Below are 23,603 nucleotides of genomic sequence, written 5' to 3' on the forward strand. Positions count from 1 at the left end.
GGCCGCTAGCGCGCCACGCCCAGCAGCCGGTCCAGCACCTCGGGCTGCGCGCGCAGCGCGGCCGCCTTGTCGGTGTGCACGATGGTCCCGTGGTCCAGCACCACGGCTTCATCGGAAATCGCGAGGATCGCCTGCGGATGCTGCTCCACGATGATCGCGGCCAGACCCTCGTCCTGCGTGATGCGGCGGATGGCGCGCAGCAGCTCTTCCACGATGATCGGCGCCAGCCCTTCGAGCGGTTCGTCGAGCAGCAGCAGCTTCGGGTTGAGCACCAGTGCGCGGCCCACGGCCAGCATCTGCTGCTCGCCGCCCGAGAGCTGCGTGCCGAGGTTGGTCTTGCGCTCGGCCAGGCGCGGAAACATCTCGTAGACGCGCTGCGGGTTCCACTTTCCTGGCCGCTCCACCGCCGTGAGGTTCTCGTGCACCGTGAGCGACTTGAAGATGTTGCGCTCCTGCGGCACCCAGCCGATGCCGGCCGCCGCGCGCTGGTGCGGCGCGAGCTTGTGCAGCGCCAGGCCGCCGAGCGAGATGCTCCCGCCGTGCTGCCGCGTCGCACCCGCCAGCGTGTTGATCAGCGTGGTCTTGCCCGTGCCGTTGCGGCCCAGCAGCGCCAGCGTCTGGCCTTCGCCGAGCGCAAACGCCACGTCGTGCAGCACCACGGCCTCGCCGTAGCCGGCGCTCAGGTTCTCGATGCGCAGCAGCTCAGACATGAACGGCTTCTCCATGGCCCAGATAGACCTCTTTCACCTTCGGATCGTTGGCGATGGTTTCGGGGTCGCCCTCGGTCAGCAAGGTGCCGTTGACCAGCACCGTCATGCGGTCGGCAAAGCTGAACACCAGGTCCATGTCGTGCTCGATCAGCAGCACCGACACATCGGCCGGCAATGCGGCCACGGTCTGCAGCAGCTCTTCGCGCTCGCCGGCGGGCACGCCCGCCACGGGCTCGTCGAGCAGCAGCACGCGCGGCTCGCAGGCCAGCGCAATCGCGATCTCGAGCAGGCGGCGCTTGCCGTAGGCCATGAACTTCGTCTGCTGCTGCGCCACATCGCCGAGGTGGAACTGCTCCAGCAGCTGTGCCGCGCGTTCCGTCACGGCTTTGCTGGACCCCAGCGGACGCCACCATTCCGAGGCGATGCCCTGGTGCTGCGAGACCACCAGCGCCAATGTTTCCAGCGGCGTCATCGAGTCGAACAGCTGGTTGATCTGGAAGGTGCGCACCAGGCCGCGCGCCACGCGCTTGTGCGGCGCGAGCGCGGTGATGTCTTCGCCGAGCAGCGAGATGCGCCCTTCCGTGGGCACGAGCACGCCCGTCAGCAGGTTGATGAGCGTGGTCTTGCCGGCGCCGTTGGGGCCGATCAGCGCATGGCGCGCGCCGCGCTTGAGTTCCATCGTGACGTTGTTGGTGGCCGTGATGCCGCCGAAGCGCATCACCAGGCCCTCTGTCGAAAGCACGGTCTCGCTCATGCGGCACCGCCCTTCTTCTTGCCGAGCCACGTCCATGGCTTGAGCACGCGGTCGCGCCCCACGAGCACCAGCAGCACCAGCAAGAGGCCGATCCAGAACATCCAGTATTGCGGCGTCACGGCCGAGAGCCAGTTCTGCAGCAGCTTGAAGACGATGGCGCCCGCCACGCCGCCATAGAGCCAGCCCACGCCGCCGATCACCAGCATCAGCAGCACGTCGGCCGAGCGGTCGAAGGCCAGCACGTCGAGCGAGGCAAAGCCCGTGGTCTGCGCCAGCAGCGCGCCCGCGGCACCGGCAATGCCGGCCGCCACGGTGTAGATGACGACGACCCGCGACACCACCGGAATGCCGATGGCCATGGCGCGCAGCCGGTTGTCGCGGATCGCCTTGAGGGTGGCGCCGAAGGGCGAATGCACAATCCGCCGCATCGCCAGGAACAGCAGCAGCATCACCGTCAGCGAATACCAGGCCGCGGTGCGGCCGTAGAGGTCGAACGCGAACAGGCCGAGCACCGGCCCCATCACCACGCCCTGCAGGCCGTCGGCGCCGCCGGTGAGCCAGTCGAGCTTGTTGGCGAGTTCGAGCAACAGCAGCGCGGTGCCCAGCGTGACCATCAGCCGCGTCAGGTCGCTGCCGCGCAGGATCGTCACGCTGGCCACCAGGCCGAGCAGGGCCGACAGCGCGGTGGCCACCACCAGCCCCACGGTCGGGTCCGGCATCACGAGCTTGGCGAACAGCGCCGCGGCATAGGCGCCGAAGCCGAAGAAGGCCGCATGGCCGAGCGAGACGATCCCGGTGTAGCCGAGGATCAGGTCGAGCGACATCGCGAACAACGCGACGATGGCGATCTCGTTGACCAGCAGCGAATGCGAGGGCATGAGGAACGGCAGCGCGAACGCGGCGGCCCACACCACGAACTCGAGCGGGCGCCAGCGCGCCTTGTGCAGCAGGGCCGATTGGTACGTCGAAGGCTCGTTCATTCAGCGGCCTCCCTTGCGCGTGAAGAGGCCCTGGGGCCGCCACATCAGGATCAGGATCATGAGCAGGTAGACGGTGAACGCGCCCATCTTCGGAATGAAGTACTTGCCCGCCACATCGGCAATGCCGAGCAGCAGCGCGGCCGCGAGCGGCCCGGTGATCGACGAGGTGCCGCCGACCGACACCACGATCAGGAAATAGATCATGTACTTGAGCGGGAAGGTCGGATCGAGCCCGAGGATCTCGGCGCCCAATGCACCACCGAGCCCCGCGAGCCCGGAGCCCACCGCGAAGGTCAGCAGGAACACGATGTTGACGTTGATGCCCAGCCCCGCCGCCACGCGCGGATCGTCGACCGCGGCGCGCAGCCGGCTGCCGAACCGCGTCTTCGACAGGATGAGCTGAAGCACCACCGTGAGCACGGCGCACACCGCGATGATGAAGAGGCGGTAGTGGCCCATGCCGAGCAGCAGCGCGCCGTCACCAATCTCGGTACGGCCGCGCAGCCACTCGGGCAGTTGCACGTTCTGCTGCGACGAGCCGACGAAGTAGTCGACCGCTGCCACCGCCATGAAGGCGAGGCCGATGGAGAACAGCACCTGGTCGAGATGCGGCTTGCCGTACATCGGCCGGTAGAGCGTGCGTTCGAGCAGCGCCCCGGCCAGCGCCACCACGATGAATGCGAGCGGCAGGCAGGCCAGGAACGGCACGCCGAGCTTCTGCATCGCAAACACCGTGAGGTACCCGCCCGCCATGGCGAAGGCGCCGTGCGCGAGGTTGATGAAGTTCATCAGCCCGAGCGTCACAGCCAGCCCCACGGCGAGCACGAAGAGCAGCATGCCGTAGGCGATGCCGTCGAAAAGAATGGTCAACATAAGCTACTCACACGCTTGCCGCGCACGGCGGTCTCTTCGGGAAACACCGCGGAACCGGCTTTGCCGGGCCGCTGGTGTTGCCCCCGGCAGGGGGTTGGCGTAGCGACACGAAGTGCGCGCAGACTGGGGACGAGGCTTACTTCGCCTTGCCCGGATCCTTCACACCCTTGATCACGTCGAACTCGACGTTGTAGAGCTGGCCGTCCTTCTTCTCGACCTTGCGCAGGTACACGTCCTGCACGATGTCGCGCGTCTGCGCATCGATGTAGACCGGGCCGCGCGGGCTCTCGAAGATCTGGCCCTTCATGGCGGCCAGCAGCGCATCGCCGCCGCCCTGCCCCTTGGTGGCCTTGAGCGCTTCGTAGATCACGCGCATGCCGTCATAGCCGCCCACGGCCATGAAGTTGGGGCGCATTTTCGGGTTGGCCTTCTGGAAGGCCTCGACGAACTTCTTGTTGGCCGGCGACGGATGCGCGGCCGAGTAGTGGTGCGAGGTGACCACGCCCAGCGCGCCCTCGCCCATGTCGTTGAGCTGGTCGTCGTCGGTCACGTCGCCGGTGGCGATCATGCGGATGCCGGCCTTGTCCATGCCGCGCTCGAGGAACTGCTTCATCACGGCCGCGCCGGCGCCCGAGGGCACGAAGACGAACAGCGCGTCGGGCTTGGCGTCGCGCACCTTCTGCAGGAACGGCGCGAAGTCGGGGTTGCGCAGCGGCACGCGCAGCTTCTCGATCACCTTGCCGCCGTTGAGCTGGAAACGCTCGCTGAAGAACTTCTCGGCATCGTTGCCTGGGCCGTAGTCGGCCACCAGCGTGACAACCGTCTTCACGCCGTTCTTGGGGGCCCAGTCGCCCATGGCCACCGACACCTGCGGCAGCGTGAAGCTCGAACGCACGATGTAGGGCGAGGCCTCGGTGATGCTCGAGGTGGCCGCAGCCATCACCACCTGCGGCGTCTTCGATTGCGTGGCCAGCGGCGCGGCGGCCAGTGCGGCCGGCGTGACGCCGAAGCCCGCGATCACGTTCACCTTGTCGTTGACGATCAGTTCCTGCGCGAGGCGCTTGGTGACGTCGGGCGTGGCCACGTCGTCCTTGACGATCAGCTCGATCTTCTTGCCCGCGACGGTGTCGCCGTTCTGTGCCATGTACAGCCGGGCCGCCGCTTCGATCTGCCGGCCGGTGGAGGCCTGCTGGCCCGTCATCGGCAGGATCAGGCCGATCTTGAACTTGTTGCTGTCCTGCGCAGTGGCAAGCGACATGGAAAGCGCAAGCGCCGTGAGGCATGCGGTCTGGATGAGATGGCGTCTTTGCATGAGGTTTTCCTTGGAGGGACGGAATGCGAACCGGGGCTATTTTTCAATACTTTGCAAGATGCGGCAGAGCAGGCAATCACCTACTCCGGCGGTGGCGCTCGCCTTTGTTGCGCGATGAACAAATGAACTGCGCGATGATCGCGCAGCGCGGCAACTGGGCGCGTGCATCCATTGGCGATCGCTTTTCATCGAGGGAGCGCTCAGCCGCGCCGGCGGATCAGCTGCACGCCGGGCAGCGGGCGCTGTTCGGCGGTGGGCGCGCCGTGCAGCGCCTCGCGCAGGTTGCGCCGCGCGATGCGGCTGTGCTCGCGCATCAGCGCCTCGGCGCGCGAGCCTTCGCCGGCCTCGATGGCATCGAGCACCTGCAGGTGCTGGTCCTGCGCGATCACGAGCATGTCGCGCGCCGCGGGCGAATTGGCCTGCACGATGACGAAGCCCGAGGGCGACGCGAACGGCAGGTTGACCACGCGCTCGAGCTGCTGCGCGATGACCGGGCTGGCCGCCATTTCGCACAGCAGCGAGTGGAACTTCTCGTTGTGCGTGACGTAGCGCGAGAAAGCCGCGTCGTCGAGCGCGGGCTCGCGCAGCAGTTCGTCGATGCGCGCCAGGCAGGCGCGCGCCTCGCGCAGCACCACCGGCGCCGCACCGCGCTCGGCCGCAAGCCGCGCCACCAGGCCTTCGAGCGTGCCGCGCAGCTCGATGGCATCGGCCACGTCGCGCTCGGAGAAAGTGCGCACCGCGTAGCCGCCGTTGGGCAGGGCCTCGAGCAGGCCTTCCTGCTCGAGCCGCATAAGCGCGCTGCGCACCGGTGTGCGCGAGACGCCGAGCTGCTCGGCGATGGCCACCTCGGCAATGCGCGCGCCGCCGGGCAGTTCGCCGGCCAGGATCATTTCGCGCAGCCGCAGCTGTGCCTTCACGGCCTGCGAGCCGCCGCCGTCCGCAGGCTCGACGGTTGATGCAGCTGCGGCTTTCATGCGGTGGTGGGCGTTTTCATGAATACTGAATGTATACATACTTCATGCTTCCGCTGCCGATGAAGCGCCAAATCAAGGGTAAATACCGAGCCCGCTGTACACACTGCCGTCCGTTCATGAGGCGATACGATGTCCCATCGTTTTTCAGCCACGACGGAGATCACCATGTCCCAGCACGCCGCCCTGCCCGCCCGCTACGACCACGTAGGCAGTTTCCTGCGCCCCAAATATTTGCTCGAAGCGCGCGAGCAGAAGGCCAAGGGCGAGATCACACCCGAGCAGCTGCGCAAGGTCGAAGACAAGGCCATCACCGAGATCGTCCGGTTCCAGGAAGACATCGGCCTCAAGAGCATCACCGACGGCGAGTTCCGCCGCACCTATTTCCACATCGACTTCCTCGACCAGCTCGGCGGCGTGAAGACCGACATTCCGGTCACCATCCGCCGGCCCGACGGCACCGAGGAACTCGCGCCGCCTGCGATGCGCGTGATCGATAAAGTGCGCCACGTGAAAGACATCCAGCTTGCCGACTTCCAGTACCTGAAGAGCCAGGTCTCGGCCGGCCGCACGCCCAAGGTCACGATTCCCTCGCCGACCATGCTGCACTTCCGCGGCGGCCGCGCCGGCATCAGCAAGGAGGCCTACCCCGAGCTCGATCCGGTGTTCTACGACGACGTGGCCAAGGCCTACGGCGACGAACTGCGCTCGCTGGCTGCCGCAGGCTGCACCTACGTGCAGATGGACGACACCAACCTCGCCTACCTGTGCGACGAGCACATGCGCGAAGCGGCCCGCAAGCGCGGCGACGACCCCAACGAGCTGCCGCACCGCTACGCCGCCTTCATCAACAAGGTGGTGGCGCAGAAGCCGCCGGGCATGCTGCTGGCCATGCACCTGTGCCGCGGCAACTTCAAGAGCACCCATGCCGCAGCCGGCAACTACGAGCCGGTGGCCGAGGCGCTGCTGAAGGAAATGGACCTCGACGCCTACTTCATGGAATACGACGACGCGCGATCGGGCGACTTCAAGCCGCTGCGCTACCTGCCCAAGGGCAAGACGGTGGTACTGGGCCTCGTGACCACCAAGTTCGGCGAGATGGAAGACAAGGACGAGCTCAAGCGCCGCATCGAGGACGCCGCCAAGTACGCGCCGCTCGAGCAGCTCGCGCTGTCGCCGCAGTGCGGCTTCTCGAGCACGGTGCACGGCAACAACATCGCGGTGGAAGCGCAGCGCGCCAAGCTGCGCCTCGTGGTCGAAACGGCGCAGGAGGTCTGGGGCTCGACCTGAGCCGCCTTTCATGGTGAAGTCGGGGCATGAAGACCCAGATCTATTCCGCCCCCCTCAGCATGTTCGGCGCCAAGGTGCAGATCGCCGCACTTGAAAAAGGCCGCGACTTCGAACTGGTGATGGTGCCGTTCACCAAGGACGACACCTACGAGCCCAAGCACCCCGAGGTGCTGCGCGTCAACCCCGTGAAGCAGCAGGTGCCGATCCTGATCGACGGCGAGGTCGAGTTGTTCGACTCGACGCAGATCTTCGAGTACCTCGAAGACCGGTATCCGACCCCTGCGCTGTGGCCCCGGGGCATCGCCGAGCGGGCCCGCGCGCGGCAGCTCGAGCAGAAGTCGGACGAAGTGTTCTTCCCCAACGTGATCCGGCTCTTCGGCCTGCAGCACGACATGCAGAGCGCGCCCGCCGTGGCGGCCTGCGCCGCCTGCGCGCGCTATTACGGGGAAATGGAAGGCCTGCTCGCCTCGCGCGAGTACCTGGCGGGGCCCTACTCCTTCGCCGACATTGCCTTCTACATGGCGCATGTCTTCGCCGACCGCAAGGGCGCCGGCATGACCGATGCCACGCCGCGGCTCGTGGCCTGGCGCGGCCGCGTGGGCGAGCGGCCCGCGGTGCGCGCGGCGGTCGATCCCATGATGCGCTTCCTGGCCTCCGAGGGGCGCGGCGTGCCCGCCTTCCTGCAGCGCTGAGCGGCGCGGACCCGTCCTCGGGCATCATCGCCACATGCCGAATTCCGCATTCGACTGGCTCCCCTCCCCGTCCCAGCATTTCCTCGTCGTCACCTTTGCGCTGCTGGTCTATGTGCTGACCACGCGCGCGCGCCGCGAGCAGCGCGCACCCACCACGGCCATCGCCTGGGTCATGGGGCTGGCGCTGATGCCCTACCTCATCCTGCCGATGTACCTGCTGTTCGGCCAGCGCAAGCTGCGCCCGGCTGGCTCGCCGCGGCCGGTGCGCACGGCCGCGCGCGGGCACTGGGCCGCCGACCTCATCGAGAGCTTCGGCCTGGCGCCGCCCGGGCGCTGCGAGATCCGGCTGCATGCCGACGGCGACGCCGCGCGCGAGGCGCTGTGGCAGGTGATCGACGGCGCGCGCGAGCGCATCGACGTGTGCACCTTCATCATCGGCGACGACGCGCTGGGCCATGCCGTGATCGAACGGCTGGCGCTGCGCGCGCGCGAAGGCATCAAGGTGCGCGTGCTGCTCGACGGCTTCGGCGCGCTGACCCTGCCGCGGCGCCACATCCGGCTGCTGCGCGCGGCCGGCGGCGAGATCGCCGTGTTCCGCCCCTTCTTCAGCCTGCGCCGCATCGGGCCGCGCAACCTGCGCAACCACCGCAAGTTCACCATTGCCGACGACCGCTGGCTGTGGTCGGGCGGGCGCAACCTCGCGGGCGAATACTTCACCGGCAACGACGCGCACCCCGACGCCTGGCACGATCTTTCGTTCGACCTGCGCGGCAGCGTGGCCGCCGCGGCGGCGCGCCAGTTCGACCACGACTGGAGTTCGGTGCGCGGGCGCAAGGCACGCGCCATCACGGCCGCCGACGTGGCAGAGAGCGCGGGCAGCGCCATGGCGCAGTTCCTGCCGAGCGGCCCCGACCAGACCGAGGACACCGCCCATGCGCTCTTGATCGACGCCTGCTTTCGCGCCGAACACCGCGTGCTCGCCGTCACGCCCTACTTCGTGCCCGGCGACGGGCTGCGCGATGCGCTGCGGCTGGCCGCGCGGCGCGGCGTGCAGGTGACTATCGCCATGCCTGCGCGCTCGAACCACCGCCTGGCCGACTTCGTGCGCGCACGCGCCATGCGCGACCTGGCGCGCGCAGGCGTGAGCTTTCGCATGCTGCCCTTCATGGCCCACGCCAAGGCCGTGGTGGTCGACGACGAGCTGGCCATGTGCGGCTCCATCAACCTCGATCTGCGCAGCCTGCTGCTCAACCACGAGGCGGCCGTGGTGTTCTACGGCCCGCGAGAGATCGACTGGCTGGCCGAATGGATCGAGACCATCGCCTCCGCCGGCGAACCCTACCGTGCGCGGCGGCCGGGCCTCGCGCGCGACGTGGCCGAAGGACTGCTGCTCACCGTCGCCTTCCAGCTCTAGCGGGCGCCGCGGCCGCAGCCGTGCCCGCCTCCTTCGCGATGGCATCGAGGCCGGCGAACACGTAGCGCATCAGGTCGTCCGCCAGGCCCTCGGCATCCTTCAGCGCCGGCAGCACCTTACTGGCCAGGTCCTTGGGGGCCACCGTCATCACGATGCAGGGCAGCACCGCGAACAGCAGGCCGCGCTGCACCGAGGGATGGTCCTCGGGCAGGCCCATGATGCCGCCGATCAGGCCGCGGATCAGCCGGGCCTTGGGCAGCACCGCCTGGCGGATCAGCGCGGGCAGCGCCGGAGAAGGCGACAGCGCCTCGCGCAGCACCACGCGGAACCCCCAGGGCGCCTTGGGCTGGCTGCCCATCTCGACCAGGTGCGTGAGAAACGCGCGCAGCTTCTGCCGCGGATCGCCGGCCTCGCTGGCCAGGCTGACCAGTTCGTCCATGCTCACGAGCTGGCGGTGCGCCTCGATCAGCACGGCCTCGTAGAGCCCGTCGCGGCTGCCGAAGTGGTAGTTGACGGCCGCCATGTTGGTGCCGGCGCGCGTGCAGATTTCCTTGCTGGTGCTCTCGGCGAAGCCGCGCTCGGCGAACAGCTGGCCCGCGGTTTCGAGGATGTGCAGGCGCGTGGTGCTGCCGTCGGTGCGCTGGACGCGCGCCGCGCCCTCGCGCGCAGCGGGGGGTCGGGTGGTGGAAGAGCGTGTCGCCATGCGCCAAGGTTAATCGAATCGAAAAAATACTTCAAATTCAAATTTCAATTTGATAACATCCGGCGAACACCCGTATGGAGGCCGGCAGGAACCCGCCCATGAACAAGAAACCCCTCATTGCCGCGGCCGCCGTGGCGCTGGCCGCCGCGGCCGGCGGCTGGTGGTACTTCAGCCGCTCGGCCGCGCCGTCCGACCAGCTCGTGCTGTACGGCAACGTCGACGTGCGCCAGGTCTCGCTCGCCTTCAACGCCAGCGAGCGCGTGGCCGAACTCACCGTGCGCGAAGGCGACCATGTGCGCGCCGGCCAGGTATTGGGCCGGCTCGACACGCGCTCGCTCGTGCTGCGCGTGGCGCAGTCGCAGGCGCGCATCGGCGTGCAGGAGCAGGCGCTGCTGCGCCTGAAGACCGGCAGCCGCCCCGAGGAACTGGCGCAGGCCGGCGCCCAGGTGGCCGCGGCGCAAGCCGATGCCGACCTGGCGCAGCAGCAGCTCGCACGCCTGCAGTCCATCGGCCAGACCACCGCCGGACGCGCCGTGAGCCAGCAGGACCTCGACAGCGCGCAGGCCCGCCGCAAGGTGGCGCTCGCGCAGCTGGACAACGCGCGCAAGGCGCAGCAGCTGGCAGTGGCCGGCCCGCGCAAGGAAGACATCGCGCAGGCGCAGGCCCAGCTCGAATCCGCGCGCGCCGACCTCGCGCTCATGAACCACCAGCTGGCCGAAGCCGAACTCAAGTCGCCCATCGACGCCGTGGTGCGCGCCCGCCTGCTCGAGCCCGGCGACATGGCTTCGCCGCAGCGCCCGGCCTTCACGCTGGCCATCACCGATCCCAAGTGGGTGCGCGCCTATGTGGCCGAACCCGACCTCGGCCGCGTGCGGTCCGGCCAGCCGGCCAGCGTGACGACCGACAGCCAGCCCGGCCAGCCGATCGCGGGCAAGGTGGGCTACATCTCGTCGGTGGCCGAGTTCACGCCCAAGACGGTGCAGACCGAGGAGCTGCGCAGCAGCCTGGTCTACGAGATCCGCGTGATGGTCGACGACAAGGAAGACCGGCTGCGGCTCGGCATGCCGGCGACCGTGCGGCTGCAGCTCGCTTCCTCCTCCTCCACCGCCAGCGGCAAACCCTGATGCACGACGCCGGGCCCGCCGTGGCCGCACGCTCCCTGCACAAGCGCTTCGTGGCCAAGGGCTCGAAGCAGGTGGTGCGCGCGCTCGACGACGTGTCGCTCGAAGTGCCCACCGGCTCGCTCACGGCGCTGGTCGGACCCGACGGCGCCGGCAAGACCACGCTGCTGCGGCTCATGGCCGGCCTGATGCACGCCGACGAAGGCGAACTGCGCGTGCTCGGCATCGACGTGTCGGCCGATCCGCAGGCGGTGCAGGACCGCATCAGCTACATGCCCCAGCGCTTCGGCCTCTACGACGACCTGAGCGTGCAGGAGAACCTCGACCTCTATGCCGACCTGCATGGCGTCCTGGCCGGCCAGCGCCGCGAACGCTATGCGCGCCTGATGGAAATGACCGACCTCGGCCGCTTCACCGGCCGCCCCGCAGGCAAGCTCTCGGGCGGCATGAAGCAGAAGCTCGGCCTCGCCTGCACGCTGGTGCGCTCGCCCGACCTGCTGCTGCTCGACGAGCCCACCGTGGGCGTCGACCCACTCTCGCGGCGCGAGCTCTGGCAGATCGTGCAGCAGCTGGTCGACGAGGAAAAGCTCTCGGTGATCGTGAGCACCGCGTACCTCGACGAGGCCGAGCGCTGCCGCCATGTGTTCGTGCTGCAGGAGGGCCGGCTGATTGCGCAAGGTACGCCGGATGAGATCCGCGGCCATGCCGAGGGCACCTGCTTCGTCGTGGCGCCGCCGGAGGGCGAGGCACCGCGCCTGATGCAGGCGCGCCTGCTCGATGCGCGGCAGCAGATCGTCGATGCCGTGCCGCAGGGCGGCGAGGTGCACTTCATCCGCCGCCCGGACGCGGACGACGCGGCACTCGAAAAGCTGCTGGCCGGCGCGCGCGCCGAGCCCGTGCCGCCGCGGCTCGAAGACGGCTTCATGACGCTGCTGCGCACCCGGCAGGCGGCCGACACGAACATGGCCTCATCGGCGGCAAGCGAAGGGCTTGCACCGGCCGAAGGCGAGCCCGGCGAAGTAGTCATCGAGGTGAAGGACCTGGTGCGCCGCTTCGGCGACTTCGTGGCCGTGGCCAGCACCAGCTTCTCGGTGCGGCGCGGCGAGATCTTCGGCCTGCTCGGACCCAATGGCGCCGGCAAGACCACCACCTTCCGCATGCTCTGCGGCCTCCTGCCCGCGAGCGGCGGCCAGCTGCGCGTGGCGGGTGTCGACCTGCGCCATGCGCGCGCGCAGGCCCGCCAGCGCATCGGCTACGTCTCGCAGAAGTTCGCGCTCTATGGCAACCTCACGGTGCGCGAGAACCTCTCGTTCTTCGGCGGCGCCTACGGCCTGCGCGGGCAGAAGCTGCAGGTGCGCATGGACACGGTGCTGCGGCAGTTCGGCCTCGAGCGCGAACTCGACGCGCCCAGCGGACAGCTGCCCGGCGGCTACAGGCAGCGCCTGGCCATGGCCACGGGCCTGCTGCACGAGCCCGAGATCCTGTTCCTCGACGAGCCCACCAGCGGCGCCGATCCGCTCGCGCGCCGCGAGTTCTGGCGCCGCATCACGGCGCTGGCCGAAGGCGGCACCACCGTCGTCATCACCACCCACTTCATGGAAGAAGCCGAGTACTGCGACCGCATCGTGATCCAGGACGCCGGCAAGGTGCTGGCCATCGGCACGCCGCGCGAGGTGCGCACGCAGGCGCTCGACGGTGAAGACCGCGACAGGCGCATCGACATGGAGCAGGCCTTCATCGGCATCGTCGAGAAGGCGCGGCAGGAAGAAAGGAGGCAGCCATGAGCGGCTTCGGCACCCGGCTCGTCTCCCTCACGCGCAAGGAGTTCCGCCAGTTGCTGCGCGACCGCAGCAACCTGGCCATCGGCATCCTGCTGCCGATGGTGCTGATCCTGATCTTCGGCTACGGCATGTCGCTCGACGTGAAGAACGCGCCGGTTGCCGTGGTGCTTGAAGATTCTTCGCCCACCGCGCACGAGGCCATTGCCGGCCTGCAGCTTTCGCCCACCATCGCACCCGTGCTGCTGGGCTCGATGCACGATGCCGAGGCGCTGATGCGCGAGCGCAAGGTCGACGGCATCGTGCGCGTGCCCGCCGACTTCTCGCGCGCGCTGGCCGCGGGCAATGCGCGCGTGCAGCTCATCGTGCATGGCGCCGACGCCGGGCGCGCGACCATCATCCAGGCCTACGTGAGCAGCGCGCTCGCGCAATCGGCCCTGCGCCAGGCCGACCGCGGTGCGGCAGCGCCTTTCGCCGGCCTCGTGACCGTCGAGCAGCGCATGTGGTTCAACGCCGCGAACACCAGCACCTGGTACCTGGTGCCGGGACTCATCGTGCTCATCATGACGCTGATCGGCGCGTTCCTCACCGCACTGGTGATGGCCCGCGAATGGGAGCGCGGCACGCTCGAGGCGCTGTTCGTCACGCCGGTGCGGCCGGTGGAAATACTGCTGGCCAAGATCATTCCGTACTTTGCGGTCGGCATGCTGGGCCTCGCGCTGTGCCTCCTGGCCGCGCGCTTCCTGTTCGCGGTGCCGATGGTCGGCTCGCTGTTCGCGGTGGTGCTCAGCTCCATGCTCTACCTGGTCGTGGCCGTGAGCCTGGGGCTGGTGATCTCGTCGGTCACGCGCAACCAGTTTCTCGCGAGCCAGGTGGCGCTGATCGCCACCTTCATGCCTTCGATGATGTTGTCGGGCTTTTTGTTCGACCTGCGCAACGTGCCCGCCGCCGTGCGCGTGATCGGGCATGTGCTGCCGGCCACCTACTTCATGGACCTGATCAAGACGCTGTTCCTCGCGGGCGACGTCTGGCCGCTGATCTGGCGCAACTGCGCGGTCCTCGCGGCCTATGCGGTGGGCCTGCTGCTGCTTGCCCGCGTGGTCACGCGCAAGAGCCTGGATTGAAGGGGCGCCTTCCATGATCGACTTCCTGCTGCGCATCGCCAACCTCTGCAAGAAGGAGCTGCTCGCCATCTTCAAGGATCCGGCAAGCCGCGTGATCCTGTTCGTTCCGGCCATCATGCAAAGCCTCATCTTCGGCTACGCCGCCACCTACGACCTCTCGAACGTGCCCTATGCGCTGCTCGACCAGAGCCGCACCGGTGCATCGACCGAGCTCATCGCGCACCTCGACAGCACCGGCGTCTTCCATCGCGTGGCCACGCTGCGCACGCAGGCCGACATCCGCGAGGTGATCGATACCGAGAAGGCGCTGCTCGTGATCCAGATCGCGCCGAACTTCGAGCAGCGGCTCAGCGGGGGCCAGCCTGCGGCCATCCAGCTGATCCTGGATGCGCGCAACTCCAACACCGCGGGCTCTGCGGCCGGCTACGTGGGCGCGGTGGTCGAACGCTACAACGCCGAGCTGCGCACGCGCGCCGGCGCGCCGCCGGTTCCGCTCACCATCGAATCGCGCGCCTGGTTCAACCCCAACCTCGAAACGCGGTGGAACCTGCTGCCCGGCCTGATCGCCGCGCTCAGCATGCTGCAGACGCTGCTGCTCACCGCGCTTTCGGTGGCGCGGGAGCGCGAGCAAGGCACCTTCGACCAGCTGCTGGTCACGCCGATGTCGCCGCTCGAGATCATGATCGGCAAGGCGCTGCCGCCGGTGCTGGTGGGCCTTGCGCAGTCGACGCTGATCCTGCTGGTGGCGCTGTTCTGGTTCGGCATTCCGATGGCGGGCTCGCTCATCACGCTCTACACCGGGCTGGTCTTCTTCACGGTGGCCAGCGTGGGCATCGGCCTGTCGATCTCGGCGGTGTCGGCCAACATGCAGCAGGCCATGCTCTACACCTTCGTGCTGCTGATGCCGATGATGCTGCTCTCCGGCCTGACCACGCCGGTGCGCAACATGCCGCAGGTGCTGCAGCTGATCACCATGGCCAACCCGCTGCGCTTCGCGATCGACCTGGCGCAGCGCGTCTACCTCGAGGGCGTGGGCCTGGCCGCGGTGTGGCACAACCTGATTCCGCTGTCGATCATCGCCATCGTCACGCTGCCGCTGGCGGCCTGGCTGTTTCGCCATCGTCTGGTCTAGGGAGCACCCCATGCCCGCATCGCGCATCCTCTTTGCATATTCCACGCTTGTGCTTCTTCTGGGCGGTTGCGCCGTGGGGCCCGACCACCGGCCCGCGCAGGTGCAGGCACCCGCCGACTGGTCCGCATGGCACGGCGGCTCGGCGGCGCTGCTCGGCGCCGAGCGCACGGCCGTGCCGGCAGGCATTGCATCCGGCGACTGGAAGGCCTTCGGCGATCCGCTGCTCGACCGCCTGCAGGCGCGCGCGCTGGCCGCCAACCATGACCTGCAGACCGCCGCGCTGCGCTTTGCGCAAAGCCGCGTGCAACGCACCGCGGCGGCGGCGCAGCAGGCACCGCAGCTCAATGCCAGCGGCAGCATCAACCGGCAGCGCCAGAGCGAGAGCGGCGCCGCCACGCGGATGATCGATGCGCTGGGCTCGTCGGTCGCCAACCGCGACCAGCTGATCCGCACGCTCAGCGAGCCCTACAACCTCTACCAGGCCGGTTTCGATGCCTCCTGGGAAATCGACCTCTGGGGCCGCGTGCGGCGCAGCATCGAGGCCGCCAATGCGGATGCCGGCGCCTCGGCCGCGCTGCTGCGGCAGGCGCAGCTCAGCGTGCAGGCCGAGGTGGCGCGCAGCTACTTCGAACTGCGCGGCGCGCAGCGCGAATTGCGCGTGGCGCGCGCCGACATCGCGGCCGCGGCCGAATCGCTCGAACTGGTGCAGGCGCGTGCCGACGGCGGCCTGGTCACCGACCTGGACCCGACGCGCCAGCGCACGCAGCTGGCCGAGTTGCGCGCGCGCATTCCGGTGCTGCTGCAGCAGGAGGCCCAGGCCATGAACCAGATCACGCTGCTGGCCGGTGCATCGCCCGGCACGCTGAACGCCGAACTCGCGCCACCTTCCGACGGCGCGGGCGACACGCTCGAAGCGCTGCAGGCACCGCCGCTGCCCGATCTTGCGCTGGGCCTGCCCGGCGACGTGGCGCGCCGGCGCCCCGACATCGCCGCAGCCGAAGCCCAGCTGCATGCCGCCACCGCGCGCATCGGCGTGGCGGTGGCCGACCTCTATCCGCGCGTCACGCTCGGCGCGGGCTTCGGCTACGAGTCGGCCGGCAGCGAGCGCTTCGGCGAATGGGGCAGCCGCCAATGGCATGTCGGCCCGTCCATCAGCTTGCCGATCTTCGACAACGGCCGGCGCCGCAGCACGGTGAACCTGCGCGAGCTGCAGCAGCAGGAAGCTGCGGTGGCCTTCCAGCAGGCCGTGCTCAAGGCCTGGCACGAGATCGATTCGGCGCTGAGCGCCTACGCCGCCGAACGCCAGCGCCATGCCGAGCTGGCCGAGCGCGAACGCAGCAGCCGCGACGCGCTCACGCTCGCGCATGCGCGCTATGCCAACGGGCTCACGGATTTCGGCGTCGAACTCGATGCGCGCCGCGCCCTGCTGCAGGCGCGGCGCGACCAGGTGCAGAGCACGAGCCGCATGGCGGTGGGCATGGTGGCGGTCTACAAGGCGCTCGGCGGCGGCATGCCGCCAGCACCGAATGCACCTGGCTAGAAGGTATTGGTGAAGCTTGCGTTGCCAAGGCCGGTGCCGATGGTCAGCACGCCCCAATGGCAGACGTCGCGCATGAAGGGCAGTTCGCTCAGCCCCTGCACCACCGCGTCGTTGTGCATCAGGATCAGCGTGGGGCCCGAGCCGATCATCGGCATGCGGCGCCACAGCGCGCTCGGCAGGTGGAACGCGCGGCTTTCCCAATCGCCCGGCAGGTTCTGCGTGCCGCGCTCGATCGAGCCGTCCTTGCGGATCAGCCCGGGACAGGCAATGCCGATGAAGGGTGCCAGGCGGATGTGCTTGCGCTCGCAGTAGCGCACCATGTCCTCGAGCATGGCCGCGATGCGCTCGACCATGTCGGTGCGGTTCGGATCGTCGTCCGCATGCCGCCATTTTTCGCGCCGCACCACCTTGGCCAGCGACAGGTCGCGCGCCTTGCGCCGCCGCGTCTTCACGATGCCGCAGCGCACGTTGGTGCCGCCGATGTCCACCGCCAGGATGGCGTCGTGCTTCTTCAGCATGGCCGGCGGCGCCAGGTGCACCCAGCCGATCAGGCCGCCGTCGTCGACCTCGTGCGACAGGCGCCCGAGCTGGACGTGCACGCCCAGCTCCTCGAGGATGGCGGCGGTCTGCAGGATGGCGCGCTCGCCCACGTCGCTTTCGGTGAAGCCGCCGCCCACCACGATGCGCTCCACCTTCTTCCATGAGGGCTGGCGCGTGAAGCGCTGGATCACGAAGGCCAGTTCCTCGGCAAATTCCTCGATGGCGCCATGCATCAGGTCGCCGGCCGCCGAGGTCTTCAGCAGCACGCGGTCGAGTTGCTTCTTGCTGAGGTCGCGCGAGTGTGCCTTGCCCAATGGATCGGTGCCGGCCTTGCGGCGGCGCTTCCGCCAGCGTTCGAGCAGTTCCCTGAAGGCCGTCTGGCTGGCCTGGTCGCCGACGAAGCCGTCCTTGTCGCGCAGCTGCAGGCTGTAGCCCTCGACCCTGAGGCCCGGCAGCTCGCGCAGGCCGTGGACGTCGGGGCCGGGCAGCAGTGGAGGTCTCTTCTTCATGGCAGCCACTATGGGTGCGATGGCGTCGACGACGCATCGGTAGCCCGCACCAGGGTTTGTAGGAGATTGGCGGGTACGCCGGCCAGGGCCTGTTAACGCTATTTCTGGGGGTCGCGAAGGCCAGCCCCTTGGCCGGGCAACGCGATCCCCAGAAATAGCGTTAACAGGCCCTATGTCTATACACTGGCCTGCGATGCCACTGCCCCGCCACCGCATGCTGCGCGCCGCCTTGTTGTTCCTTGCCATGGCCTGGCTCGGTGCCGTTGCATCGGCGCAGCCGGGCGACGGTGCGCTGCGCGTGGGTTCCAAGCGCTTCACCGAGTCGTACATCCTGGCCGAGCTGCTGGCGCAGACCGCGGCGCCGCACACCGCATCGCCACCGGTGGTGCGCCAGGGGCTGGGCAACACGGCCATCGTTTACGAGGCGCTGCGTTCGGGCGCCATCGATCTCTACGCCGAATACACCGGCACCATCGCGCTCGAGATCCTCAAGGGCTCGCCGGCCGAAACGCGCGAGGCCATGAATGCGGCGCTGGCGCCGATGGGCCTGGGCGTGGCGATCCCGCTGGGCTTCAACGACGGCTATGCGCTGGCCGTGCGGGCAGCCGATGCCGAACGGCTCGGGCTGCGCACGCTGAGCGACCTTGCGAAGCACCCCGAACTCAGGCTCGGCCTGTCGAACGAATTCATCGGCCGCGCCGACGGCTGGAAGGGCCTGGCCGCGCGCTACGGCTTCAAGCAGGTGCCCACCGGCCTCGACCATGGCCTGGCCTACGAAGCCGTGGCCGCAAAGCAGATCGACGCCATCGACATCTACACCACCGACGCCAAGATCGAGCACCTCGGCCTGCGCGTGCTCGAAGACGACAGGAAGTACTTTCCGCGCTATGACGCCGTGGTGCTCTACAGGCTCGACCTGCCGACGCGGCTGCCCAAGGCCTGGGCCGCGCTGCAGACGCTCGAAGGCCGCATCGACGAGCACGCGATGATCGCGATGAATGCGCGCGCCGAACTGCAGAGCGTGCCCTTCGACGCCATTGCGCGCGACTTCCTGGCCGGCACCGGCAAGGGCGCAAAGACCCAGGAGCCCCGGCGCGGCTTCACCGCCAAGCTGTTCGGCCCCGATCTGTGGCAGCTCGCGCGCCAGCACCTGGTGCTGGTGGCGGTATCCGTCGGCGTCGCGATCCTGATCGGCGTGCCGCTCGCGATCCTGGTGTTTCCGCATGTGCGGCTGCGTGCGCTGGTGCTCGGCTTCGCGAGCCTGCTGCAGACCGTGCCTTCGCTCGCGCTGCTGGCCGTGCTGATCTCGATGCTCGGGGCGATCGGCGCGCTGCCCGCGCTGATTGCGCTCACGCTCTATTCGCTGCTGCCGATCATGCGCAACACCGTGACGGGCCTGGCCGAAGTGCCGAACGGCCTGCGCCTGGCCGGCACCGCGCTGGGCATGACGCCGCCGCAAAGCCTGCGGCTCGTGCTGCTGCCGCTGGCGCTGCCCACGCTGCTGGCGGGCGTGCGGACAGCCACCGCGATCGCCATTGGCACTGCCACCATCGCGGCCTTCATCGGCGCGGGCGGATTCGGCGAGCGCATCGTCACGGGGCTGGCGCTCAACGACCGCGAGCTGCTGCTGGCCGGCGCGCTGCCGGCCGCGGCGCTGGCGCTGCTGAGCGAGGGGATCTTCGAGCTCGTGGAGATGCTGATGCGCCGCCGCCGCCGGGCGCCGCCGCCTTCGCTTCCGCCATGAGGCATTCGCGCAGCAGCGCGGCGCCCGCTCCCAGTGCCTTGTCGGCGCGGTGGCAGAAATGGCACTGCTGGCTCGTTCCACCGCCGGGGCCGATGCGGCTCACCGGCAATTGCACCAGCGTTCCGGCGGCCAGGTCGCCGGCCACCAGCCACGCAGGCATCTTTCCCCACCCCAGGCCCGCGCGCAGCAGCGCGAGCTTGATGTACATGTCGGTCACGCGCCAGGTCGAAGGCGAGAGCACGTCGATGTCGTAGCCCTGGCTGAGCGTGCTCGGATCTTCCACCACGATCTGCACGTGCTCGGCCGCGGCGGCATCCAGGCCCCTGGCACCGCGCTGGCCCGCATGGACCGCCAGCGCATGCGACGGCGCGGCGACGGCCACGGTATGAAGCTGCATGAGGAATTCGCGGCTGATTTTTTCGTCGGCATGGCCGAAGGCCGCAATGGCGAGATCGCATCGACCCGAATTCACTGCATCGACGGTGCCGCCCATCGAGCTGTATTCCACGCGGATGGCAATGCTCGGATAGACCGCATGCATGCCGCGCAGCGCGCTGGCCAGGAGGTCCGGCGGAAAGAGCGTGTCCACCGCCATCGCCAGGCCGAGCTCGATGCCCTGTTCGAGCCCCTGCGCGCGCGAGCGCAGCGCCTCGACCTTCGACAGGATGACCCGCACGTCGCCGAGCAGTGCCTTGCCCGTGGGCGTGAGCACCGGCTTGTGGCCGGAGCGGTCGAAGAGCCGCACCTGAAGCTGTTCTTCGAGATTGGCAATGGCATGGCTCACGGCCGACTGCACCCGGTGCAGCCGGACCGCGCCGGCACGGAAGCTGCCGGCATCCGCCACGGCAACGAACATCTGCATCTGGCTCAGGGTGAGGATGTCCAGCATGATCTATCCAATCGATTGAGTTGGCCGATATTATTCGCTTTCATTGATCGTTCGCTCGCTGCAAAGTTGCGGCATGCAGAACCGAATCCAAATGCGCGGCGCCACTTCGCCACCCGCCGCCGCGCCGCTCTCACCTTCTTCAACGCACTGGCTCGGCGTGGCGCTGGTCGTGGCTGCCGGTGTCATGGCGTCTCTTCAGGTCGGCAAGGTCGCCATTGCGGTGCCGCAGCTGCGCGCAGACTTCGGGCTCGACCTCTCGATGGTCGGCTGGCTCATGGCCACGTTCTCGCTGCTGGGCGTGGCTGGCGCGGTTCCGGTCGGCGCATGGGTCGCGCGCGCCGGCGACAGGGGCCTGCTGGTGGCCGGCCTGCTGGCCATTGCCATCGGCAGCGCGGCGGGTGCATGGGCACACGGCATCGCAATGCTGCTGATCGGCCGCGTCGTCGAAGGCTTGGGCTTTGTGCTGATCACCATCGCCGGCCCTTCGGTGCTGCAGCGCATGGTCGCGCCCGGCGGCAAGGACCTTGCCTTCGCGATCTGGAGCTGCTTCATGCCCGCCGGGATTGGCATCGCACTTTTCAGCGGCTCGCTGCCGGGCGGCTGGCGCGGCTTGTGGCTGGGCAATGCCGCGCTTGCGGCCTTGGTTGCGGTGCTGGTGCTGGCGGGCGTTTCGCGCGGTGCGAGTGGAAGTGCCCGCGAGGCGCCGGTCTCGTGGCGCAGCATGGCCCGCGATGCGGCCACCACGGCAAAGGCCGGTGCGCCGGCGCTGATCGCCGCTTCGTTCGTGATCTACAGCCTGCAGTTCTTCGCGCTATTCAGCTTTCTGCCGGTGCTGCTGATCGAGCGCATGGGTGTGGGCACGGCCACGGCCGGACAGCTGAGCGCCGTGGCCTGCTGTGTCAACGTGGCGGGCAATCTTGCGGCCGGCATGCTGCTGAAGCGCGGCATCGCGCGCTGGCTGCTCGCGGCACTGGCCAGCGCGTTGATGGGCATCTCGGCCGTCGGCATCTTCCTGCCGGTGCTCGGCGCGCTGCCGGCCTTTGTGCTGTGCCTGGTCTTCTCGGGCGCGGGCGGCCTGCTTCCCGCAACGCTGATCGGCACCTCCCCCCTCGTGGCACCGAGCACGCGGCTGGTCCCGATGTCGATGGGCTTGCTCATGCTGGGCAGCAATCTCGGCCAGATGATCGGCCCCGTGATCGTGGGCAGTGCCGTGGATTCGCTGGGCTGGCCGGCGGCCGCCGCCATCGTGGCCTTGGCGGGCGCGATCGGCGTGCTGCTCGCACTGGGCCTGCGGCGCTCGATGGCGCGCGGCGGCCATCGGCTGTGAAGCAGACGGCCGGGGCCGGGCGCGCGCGGCGCCCGGCCCTGGGGCCTCAAGCCAGCGTGTACGCCGTCTTCACCGTGGTGAAGAACTCCTGCGCATACTTGCCCTGCTCGCGCGGCCCGTAGCTCGAACCCTTGCGCCCGCCGAACGGCACGTGGTAGTCCACCCCCGCCGTGGGCAGGTTCACCATCACCATGCCGGCCTGGCTGTGGCGCTTGAAGTGCGTGGCGTACTTCAGGCTCGTGGTCGCAATGCCCGCCGACAGGCCGAACTCCGTGTCGTTGGCCGTGGCCAGCGCCTCTTCGTAGTTCTTCACGCGGATCACGCTCGCCACCGGGCCGAAGATCTCTTCCTTGTTGATGCGCATCGCCGCGGCCGATTCGCTGAAGAGCGCCGGCGACATGTAGTAGCCGTCGGTCTCCAGCTTCAAGAGCTCGCCGCCCGCGGCCAGCGTGGCGCCCTCGCCCTTGCCGATGGCGATGTATTCCATGTCCTGGTCGAGCTGCGACTTCGACGACACCGGGCCCACGTCGGTGCCCTGCGCCAACGCGTCGCCCACCTTGATCTTCGCCATGCGCGCCTTCATCGCCTCGATGAACTTCGGGTAGATGCCTTCGGTCACGATCAGGCGGCTCGACGCCGTGCAGCGCTGGCCGGTGGAGTAGAAGGCGCTCTGCACGCTGAGCTCCACGGCCTGGGCCAGGTCGGCGTCGTCCAGCACCACCTGCGGGTTCTTGCCGCCCATCTCGAGCTGCACCTTCTTGTGGTTGGTGACGCACTGCACGGCGATGTTGCGGCCCACGCCGACCGAGCCGGTGAAGCTGATGGCATGGATGCCGGGATGACCGACCAGGGCGTTGCCGATCACGCTGCCGCGGCCCATCACGAGGTTGAACACGCCCGCCGGGATGCCCGAGCGGCTGATGATTTCGGCCAGCGCCCAGGCGCAGCCCGGGACGAGGTCAGCGGGCTTGAGCACCACGCAGTTGCCAAAGGCCAGCGCCGGCGCGATCTTCCAGGCCGGGATGGCAATGGGGAAGTTCCAGGGCGTGATGAGGCCGACCACGCCGACGGGCTCGCGCGTGATTTCCACGCCGATGTTCGGGCGCACCGAAGGCAGCAGCTCGCCCGCGAGGCGCAGGCATTCGCCGGCGAAGAACTTGAAGATCTGGCCGGCGCGGGTGGCTTCGCCGATGCCTTCGGCCTTCGTCTTGCCTTCCTCGCGGGCGAGCAGGGTGCCGAGCTCTTCCTTGCGCGCGAGGATCTCGGTGCCGATCTTGTCCAGGGCGTCGGAGCGCGCCTGGATGCTGCCGGTGGCCCAGGCCGGGAAGGCGGCGGTGGCGGCAGCCACGGCGGCCTCGACATCGGCGGCCGTGCCCTGTGCGTACTGGCCCAGCACGTCGGACAGGTTGCTGGGGTTGAGGTTGGGGCTGTAGCTCGCGCCGGCACGCCATTCGCCGCCGATCAGGTTGTCGAAGTTTTGCATGAGGATTCCTTGTGCTGCTCGATGGAAAGAAAGAAGCCGGAGCACTGCGTGTCGTCCGGCTGCGGAAATGGAAACGGGAGACTAAACCTCAACGGACCATGCAGGGCTTTTTATTGTCGAAAGTCCAGCCCGGGATCAGGTATTGCATCGCCTGCGCATCGTTGCGCGCGCCCAGGCCGTGCTTCAGGTACAGCTGGTGCGCCTTCTCGACCTCGTCCATGTCGAGCTCCACGCCCAGCCCGCCGCGCGTGGGCACCTTCACGAACCCGCCCTCGATCTGCAGCGGCGCCTTGGTCAGGCGCTGGCCGTCCTGCCAGATCCAGTGCGTGTCGATGGCGGTGACCTTGCCCGGCGCGGCCGCCGCCACGTGCGTGAACATGGCCAAGGACACATCGAAGTGGTTGTTCGAATGCGAGCCCCAGGTCAGGCCCCAGGCCTGGCACAGCTGGGCCACGCGCACCGAGCCCTGCATCGTCCAGAAGTGCGGGTCGGCCAGCGGGATGTCGACCGACTGCAGCGACAGGCTGTGCACCATCTCGCGCCAGTCGGTGGCGACCATGTTGGTGGCGGTCGGCAGGCCCGTGGCGCGACGGAACTCGGCCATCACCTCGCGGCCGGAGAACACGCCTTCGGCGCCGCAGGGGTCTTCGGCATAGGCCATGACGCCGTGCAGGTCGCGGCACAGGCGGATCGCATCGGCCAGCAGCCAGCCGCCGT

General features: G+C 68.8%; 20 protein-coding genes and 1 pseudogene. 10 read left to right on the forward strand and 11 right to left on the reverse strand.

The genetic code is table 11. The features are described 5' to 3' along the window. Positions 1-5 precede the first annotated feature (5 nt). The 6 genes from IB278_RS06145 to IB278_RS06170 form a co-directional block, all read right to left on the reverse strand. Positions 6-710 carry an ABC transporter ATP-binding protein gene (locus IB278_RS06145; RefSeq protein WP_145745961.1) on the reverse strand — a complete coding sequence of 235 codons (705 nt, stop codon included), beginning with the start codon at positions 708-710 and terminating at the stop codon, positions 6-8. Beyond that, positions 703-1,464, reverse strand: a complete 762-nt coding sequence (locus IB278_RS06150) for an ABC transporter ATP-binding protein (protein ID WP_192322958.1) — start codon at positions 1,462-1,464, stop codon at positions 703-705. Before IB278_RS06150 ends, IB278_RS06145 begins: the two co-directional genes overlap by 8 nt. Beyond that, the gene (locus IB278_RS06155; protein ID WP_145745963.1) at positions 1,461-2,444 is read right to left on the reverse strand and encodes a branched-chain amino acid ABC transporter permease; all 984 of its coding nucleotides are present in this window, start codon (positions 2,442-2,444) and stop codon (positions 1,461-1,463) included. The genes IB278_RS06150 and IB278_RS06155 overlap by 4 nt, the downstream gene beginning before the upstream one ends. After that, the gene (locus IB278_RS06160) at positions 2,445-3,317 is read right to left on the reverse strand and encodes a branched-chain amino acid ABC transporter permease (protein ID WP_081268628.1); all 873 of its coding nucleotides are present in this window, start codon (positions 3,315-3,317) and stop codon (positions 2,445-2,447) included. A 136-nt stretch (positions 3,318-3,453) separates the two neighbouring features. Continuing rightward, entirely contained in the window at positions 3,454-4,629 is a 1,176-nt protein-coding gene (locus IB278_RS06165) for an ABC transporter substrate-binding protein (protein ID WP_192322959.1), read from the reverse strand. Between the two features lie 200 nt (positions 4,630-4,829). Beyond that, positions 4,830-5,603 (reverse strand): GntR family transcriptional regulator, encoded by a 774-nt coding sequence (locus IB278_RS06170; RefSeq protein WP_145745966.1) that lies wholly within the window; start codon positions 5,601-5,603, stop codon positions 4,830-4,832. A 165-nt stretch (positions 5,604-5,768) separates the two neighbouring features. Here IB278_RS06170 and IB278_RS06175 point away from each other — a divergent pair, with 165 nt between their 5' ends. The 3 genes from IB278_RS06175 to IB278_RS06185 are packed head-to-tail and all read left to right on the forward strand — an operon-like array spanning position 5,769 to position 8,996. Continuing rightward, positions 5,769-6,890, forward strand: a complete 1,122-nt coding sequence (locus IB278_RS06175; RefSeq protein WP_192322960.1) for a 5-methyltetrahydropteroyltriglutamate--homocysteine S-methyltransferase — start codon at positions 5,769-5,771, stop codon at positions 6,888-6,890. A 26-nt stretch (positions 6,891-6,916) separates the two neighbouring features. After that, a complete protein-coding gene (locus tag IB278_RS06180; protein ID WP_192322961.1) occupies positions 6,917-7,582 on the forward strand; it encodes a glutathione S-transferase family protein in 666 nt (221 codons plus the stop codon). Between the two features lie 34 nt (positions 7,583-7,616). Beyond that, positions 7,617-8,996, forward strand: coding sequence for a phospholipase D-like domain-containing protein (locus IB278_RS06185; protein ID WP_145745969.1), 1,380 nt, complete (start codon positions 7,617-7,619; stop codon positions 8,994-8,996). On the opposite strand, the gene IB278_RS06190 is transcribed toward IB278_RS06185, so the two are convergent. Beyond that, a complete protein-coding gene (locus IB278_RS06190; RefSeq protein WP_145745970.1) occupies positions 8,974-9,699 on the reverse strand; it encodes a TetR/AcrR family transcriptional regulator in 726 nt (241 codons plus the stop codon). The genes IB278_RS06185 and IB278_RS06190 overlap by 23 nt on opposite strands. 98 nt (positions 9,700-9,797) lie before the next feature. Between IB278_RS06190 and IB278_RS06195 the strand changes: the two genes are divergently transcribed. The 5 genes from IB278_RS06195 to IB278_RS06215 are packed head-to-tail and all read left to right on the forward strand — an operon-like array spanning position 9,798 to position 16,394. Continuing rightward, a complete protein-coding gene (locus IB278_RS06195; RefSeq protein WP_192322962.1) occupies positions 9,798-10,823 on the forward strand; it encodes an HlyD family efflux transporter periplasmic adaptor subunit in 1,026 nt (341 codons plus the stop codon). Continuing rightward, positions 10,823-12,604, forward strand: coding sequence for an ATP-binding cassette domain-containing protein (locus IB278_RS06200; protein WP_192322963.1), 1,782 nt, complete (start codon positions 10,823-10,825; stop codon positions 12,602-12,604). Before IB278_RS06195 ends, IB278_RS06200 begins: the two co-directional genes overlap by 1 nt. Continuing rightward, positions 12,601-13,722, forward strand: a complete 1,122-nt coding sequence (locus IB278_RS06205; protein ID WP_192322964.1) for an ABC transporter permease — start codon at positions 12,601-12,603, stop codon at positions 13,720-13,722. Before IB278_RS06200 ends, IB278_RS06205 begins: the two co-directional genes overlap by 4 nt. A 13-nt stretch (positions 13,723-13,735) precedes the next feature. After that, a complete protein-coding gene (locus tag IB278_RS06210) occupies positions 13,736-14,854 on the forward strand; it encodes an ABC transporter permease (RefSeq protein WP_192322965.1) in 1,119 nt (372 codons plus the stop codon). A 10-nt stretch (positions 14,855-14,864) separates the two neighbouring features. Continuing rightward, on the forward strand, positions 14,865-16,394 hold the full coding sequence (locus IB278_RS06215; RefSeq protein WP_192322966.1) for an efflux transporter outer membrane subunit: 1,530 nt from the start codon (positions 14,865-14,867) through the stop codon (positions 16,392-16,394). Here IB278_RS06215 and IB278_RS06220 read toward each other — a convergent pair. Continuing rightward, the gene (locus IB278_RS06220) at positions 16,391-17,443 is read right to left on the reverse strand and encodes an ROK family protein (protein ID WP_145745976.1); all 1,053 of its coding nucleotides are present in this window, start codon (positions 17,441-17,443) and stop codon (positions 16,391-16,393) included. The two genes, IB278_RS06215 and IB278_RS06220, sit on opposite strands and share 4 nt — an antisense overlap. A 193-nt stretch (positions 17,444-17,636) precedes the next feature. Between IB278_RS06220 and IB278_RS06225 the strand changes: the two genes are divergently transcribed. Next, the gene (locus IB278_RS06225; RefSeq protein WP_225612745.1) at positions 17,637-19,187 is read left to right on the forward strand and encodes a glycine betaine ABC transporter substrate-binding protein; all 1,551 of its coding nucleotides are present in this window, start codon (positions 17,637-17,639) and stop codon (positions 19,185-19,187) included. Between the two features lie 49 nt (positions 19,188-19,236). Here the strand turns inward: IB278_RS06225 and IB278_RS06230 are convergent. Then, positions 19,237-20,076 (reverse strand): annotated as a pseudogene (locus IB278_RS06230) (LysR family transcriptional regulator); the annotation flags it as partial. Between the two features lie 73 nt (positions 20,077-20,149). Between IB278_RS06230 and IB278_RS06235 the strand changes: the two are divergent. Further along, positions 20,150-21,403: a CynX/NimT family MFS transporter gene (locus IB278_RS06235; RefSeq protein WP_192322967.1), complete on the forward strand. Its 1,254-nt coding sequence runs from the start codon at positions 20,150-20,152 to the stop codon at positions 21,401-21,403. A 46-nt stretch (positions 21,404-21,449) separates the two neighbouring features. On the opposite strand, the gene IB278_RS06240 is transcribed toward IB278_RS06235, so the two are convergent. Together IB278_RS06240 and IB278_RS06245 are read right to left on the reverse strand one after the other, a co-directional pair. Further along, positions 21,450-22,886 carry an aldehyde dehydrogenase family protein gene (locus IB278_RS06240; protein ID WP_145745978.1) on the reverse strand — a complete coding sequence of 479 codons (1,437 nt, stop codon included), beginning with the start codon at positions 22,884-22,886 and terminating at the stop codon, positions 21,450-21,452. An 88-nt stretch (positions 22,887-22,974) separates the two neighbouring features. Beyond that, on the reverse strand, positions 22,975-23,603 hold a 629-nt coding region (locus IB278_RS06245; protein ID WP_318646672.1), incomplete at its 5' end, for an enolase C-terminal domain-like protein.

The sequence above is a fragment of the Variovorax sp. VRV01 genome (assembly GCF_014852545.1).
Classification (GTDB): Bacteria; Pseudomonadota; Gammaproteobacteria; order Burkholderiales; family Burkholderiaceae_C; genus Variovorax; species Variovorax beijingensis_A.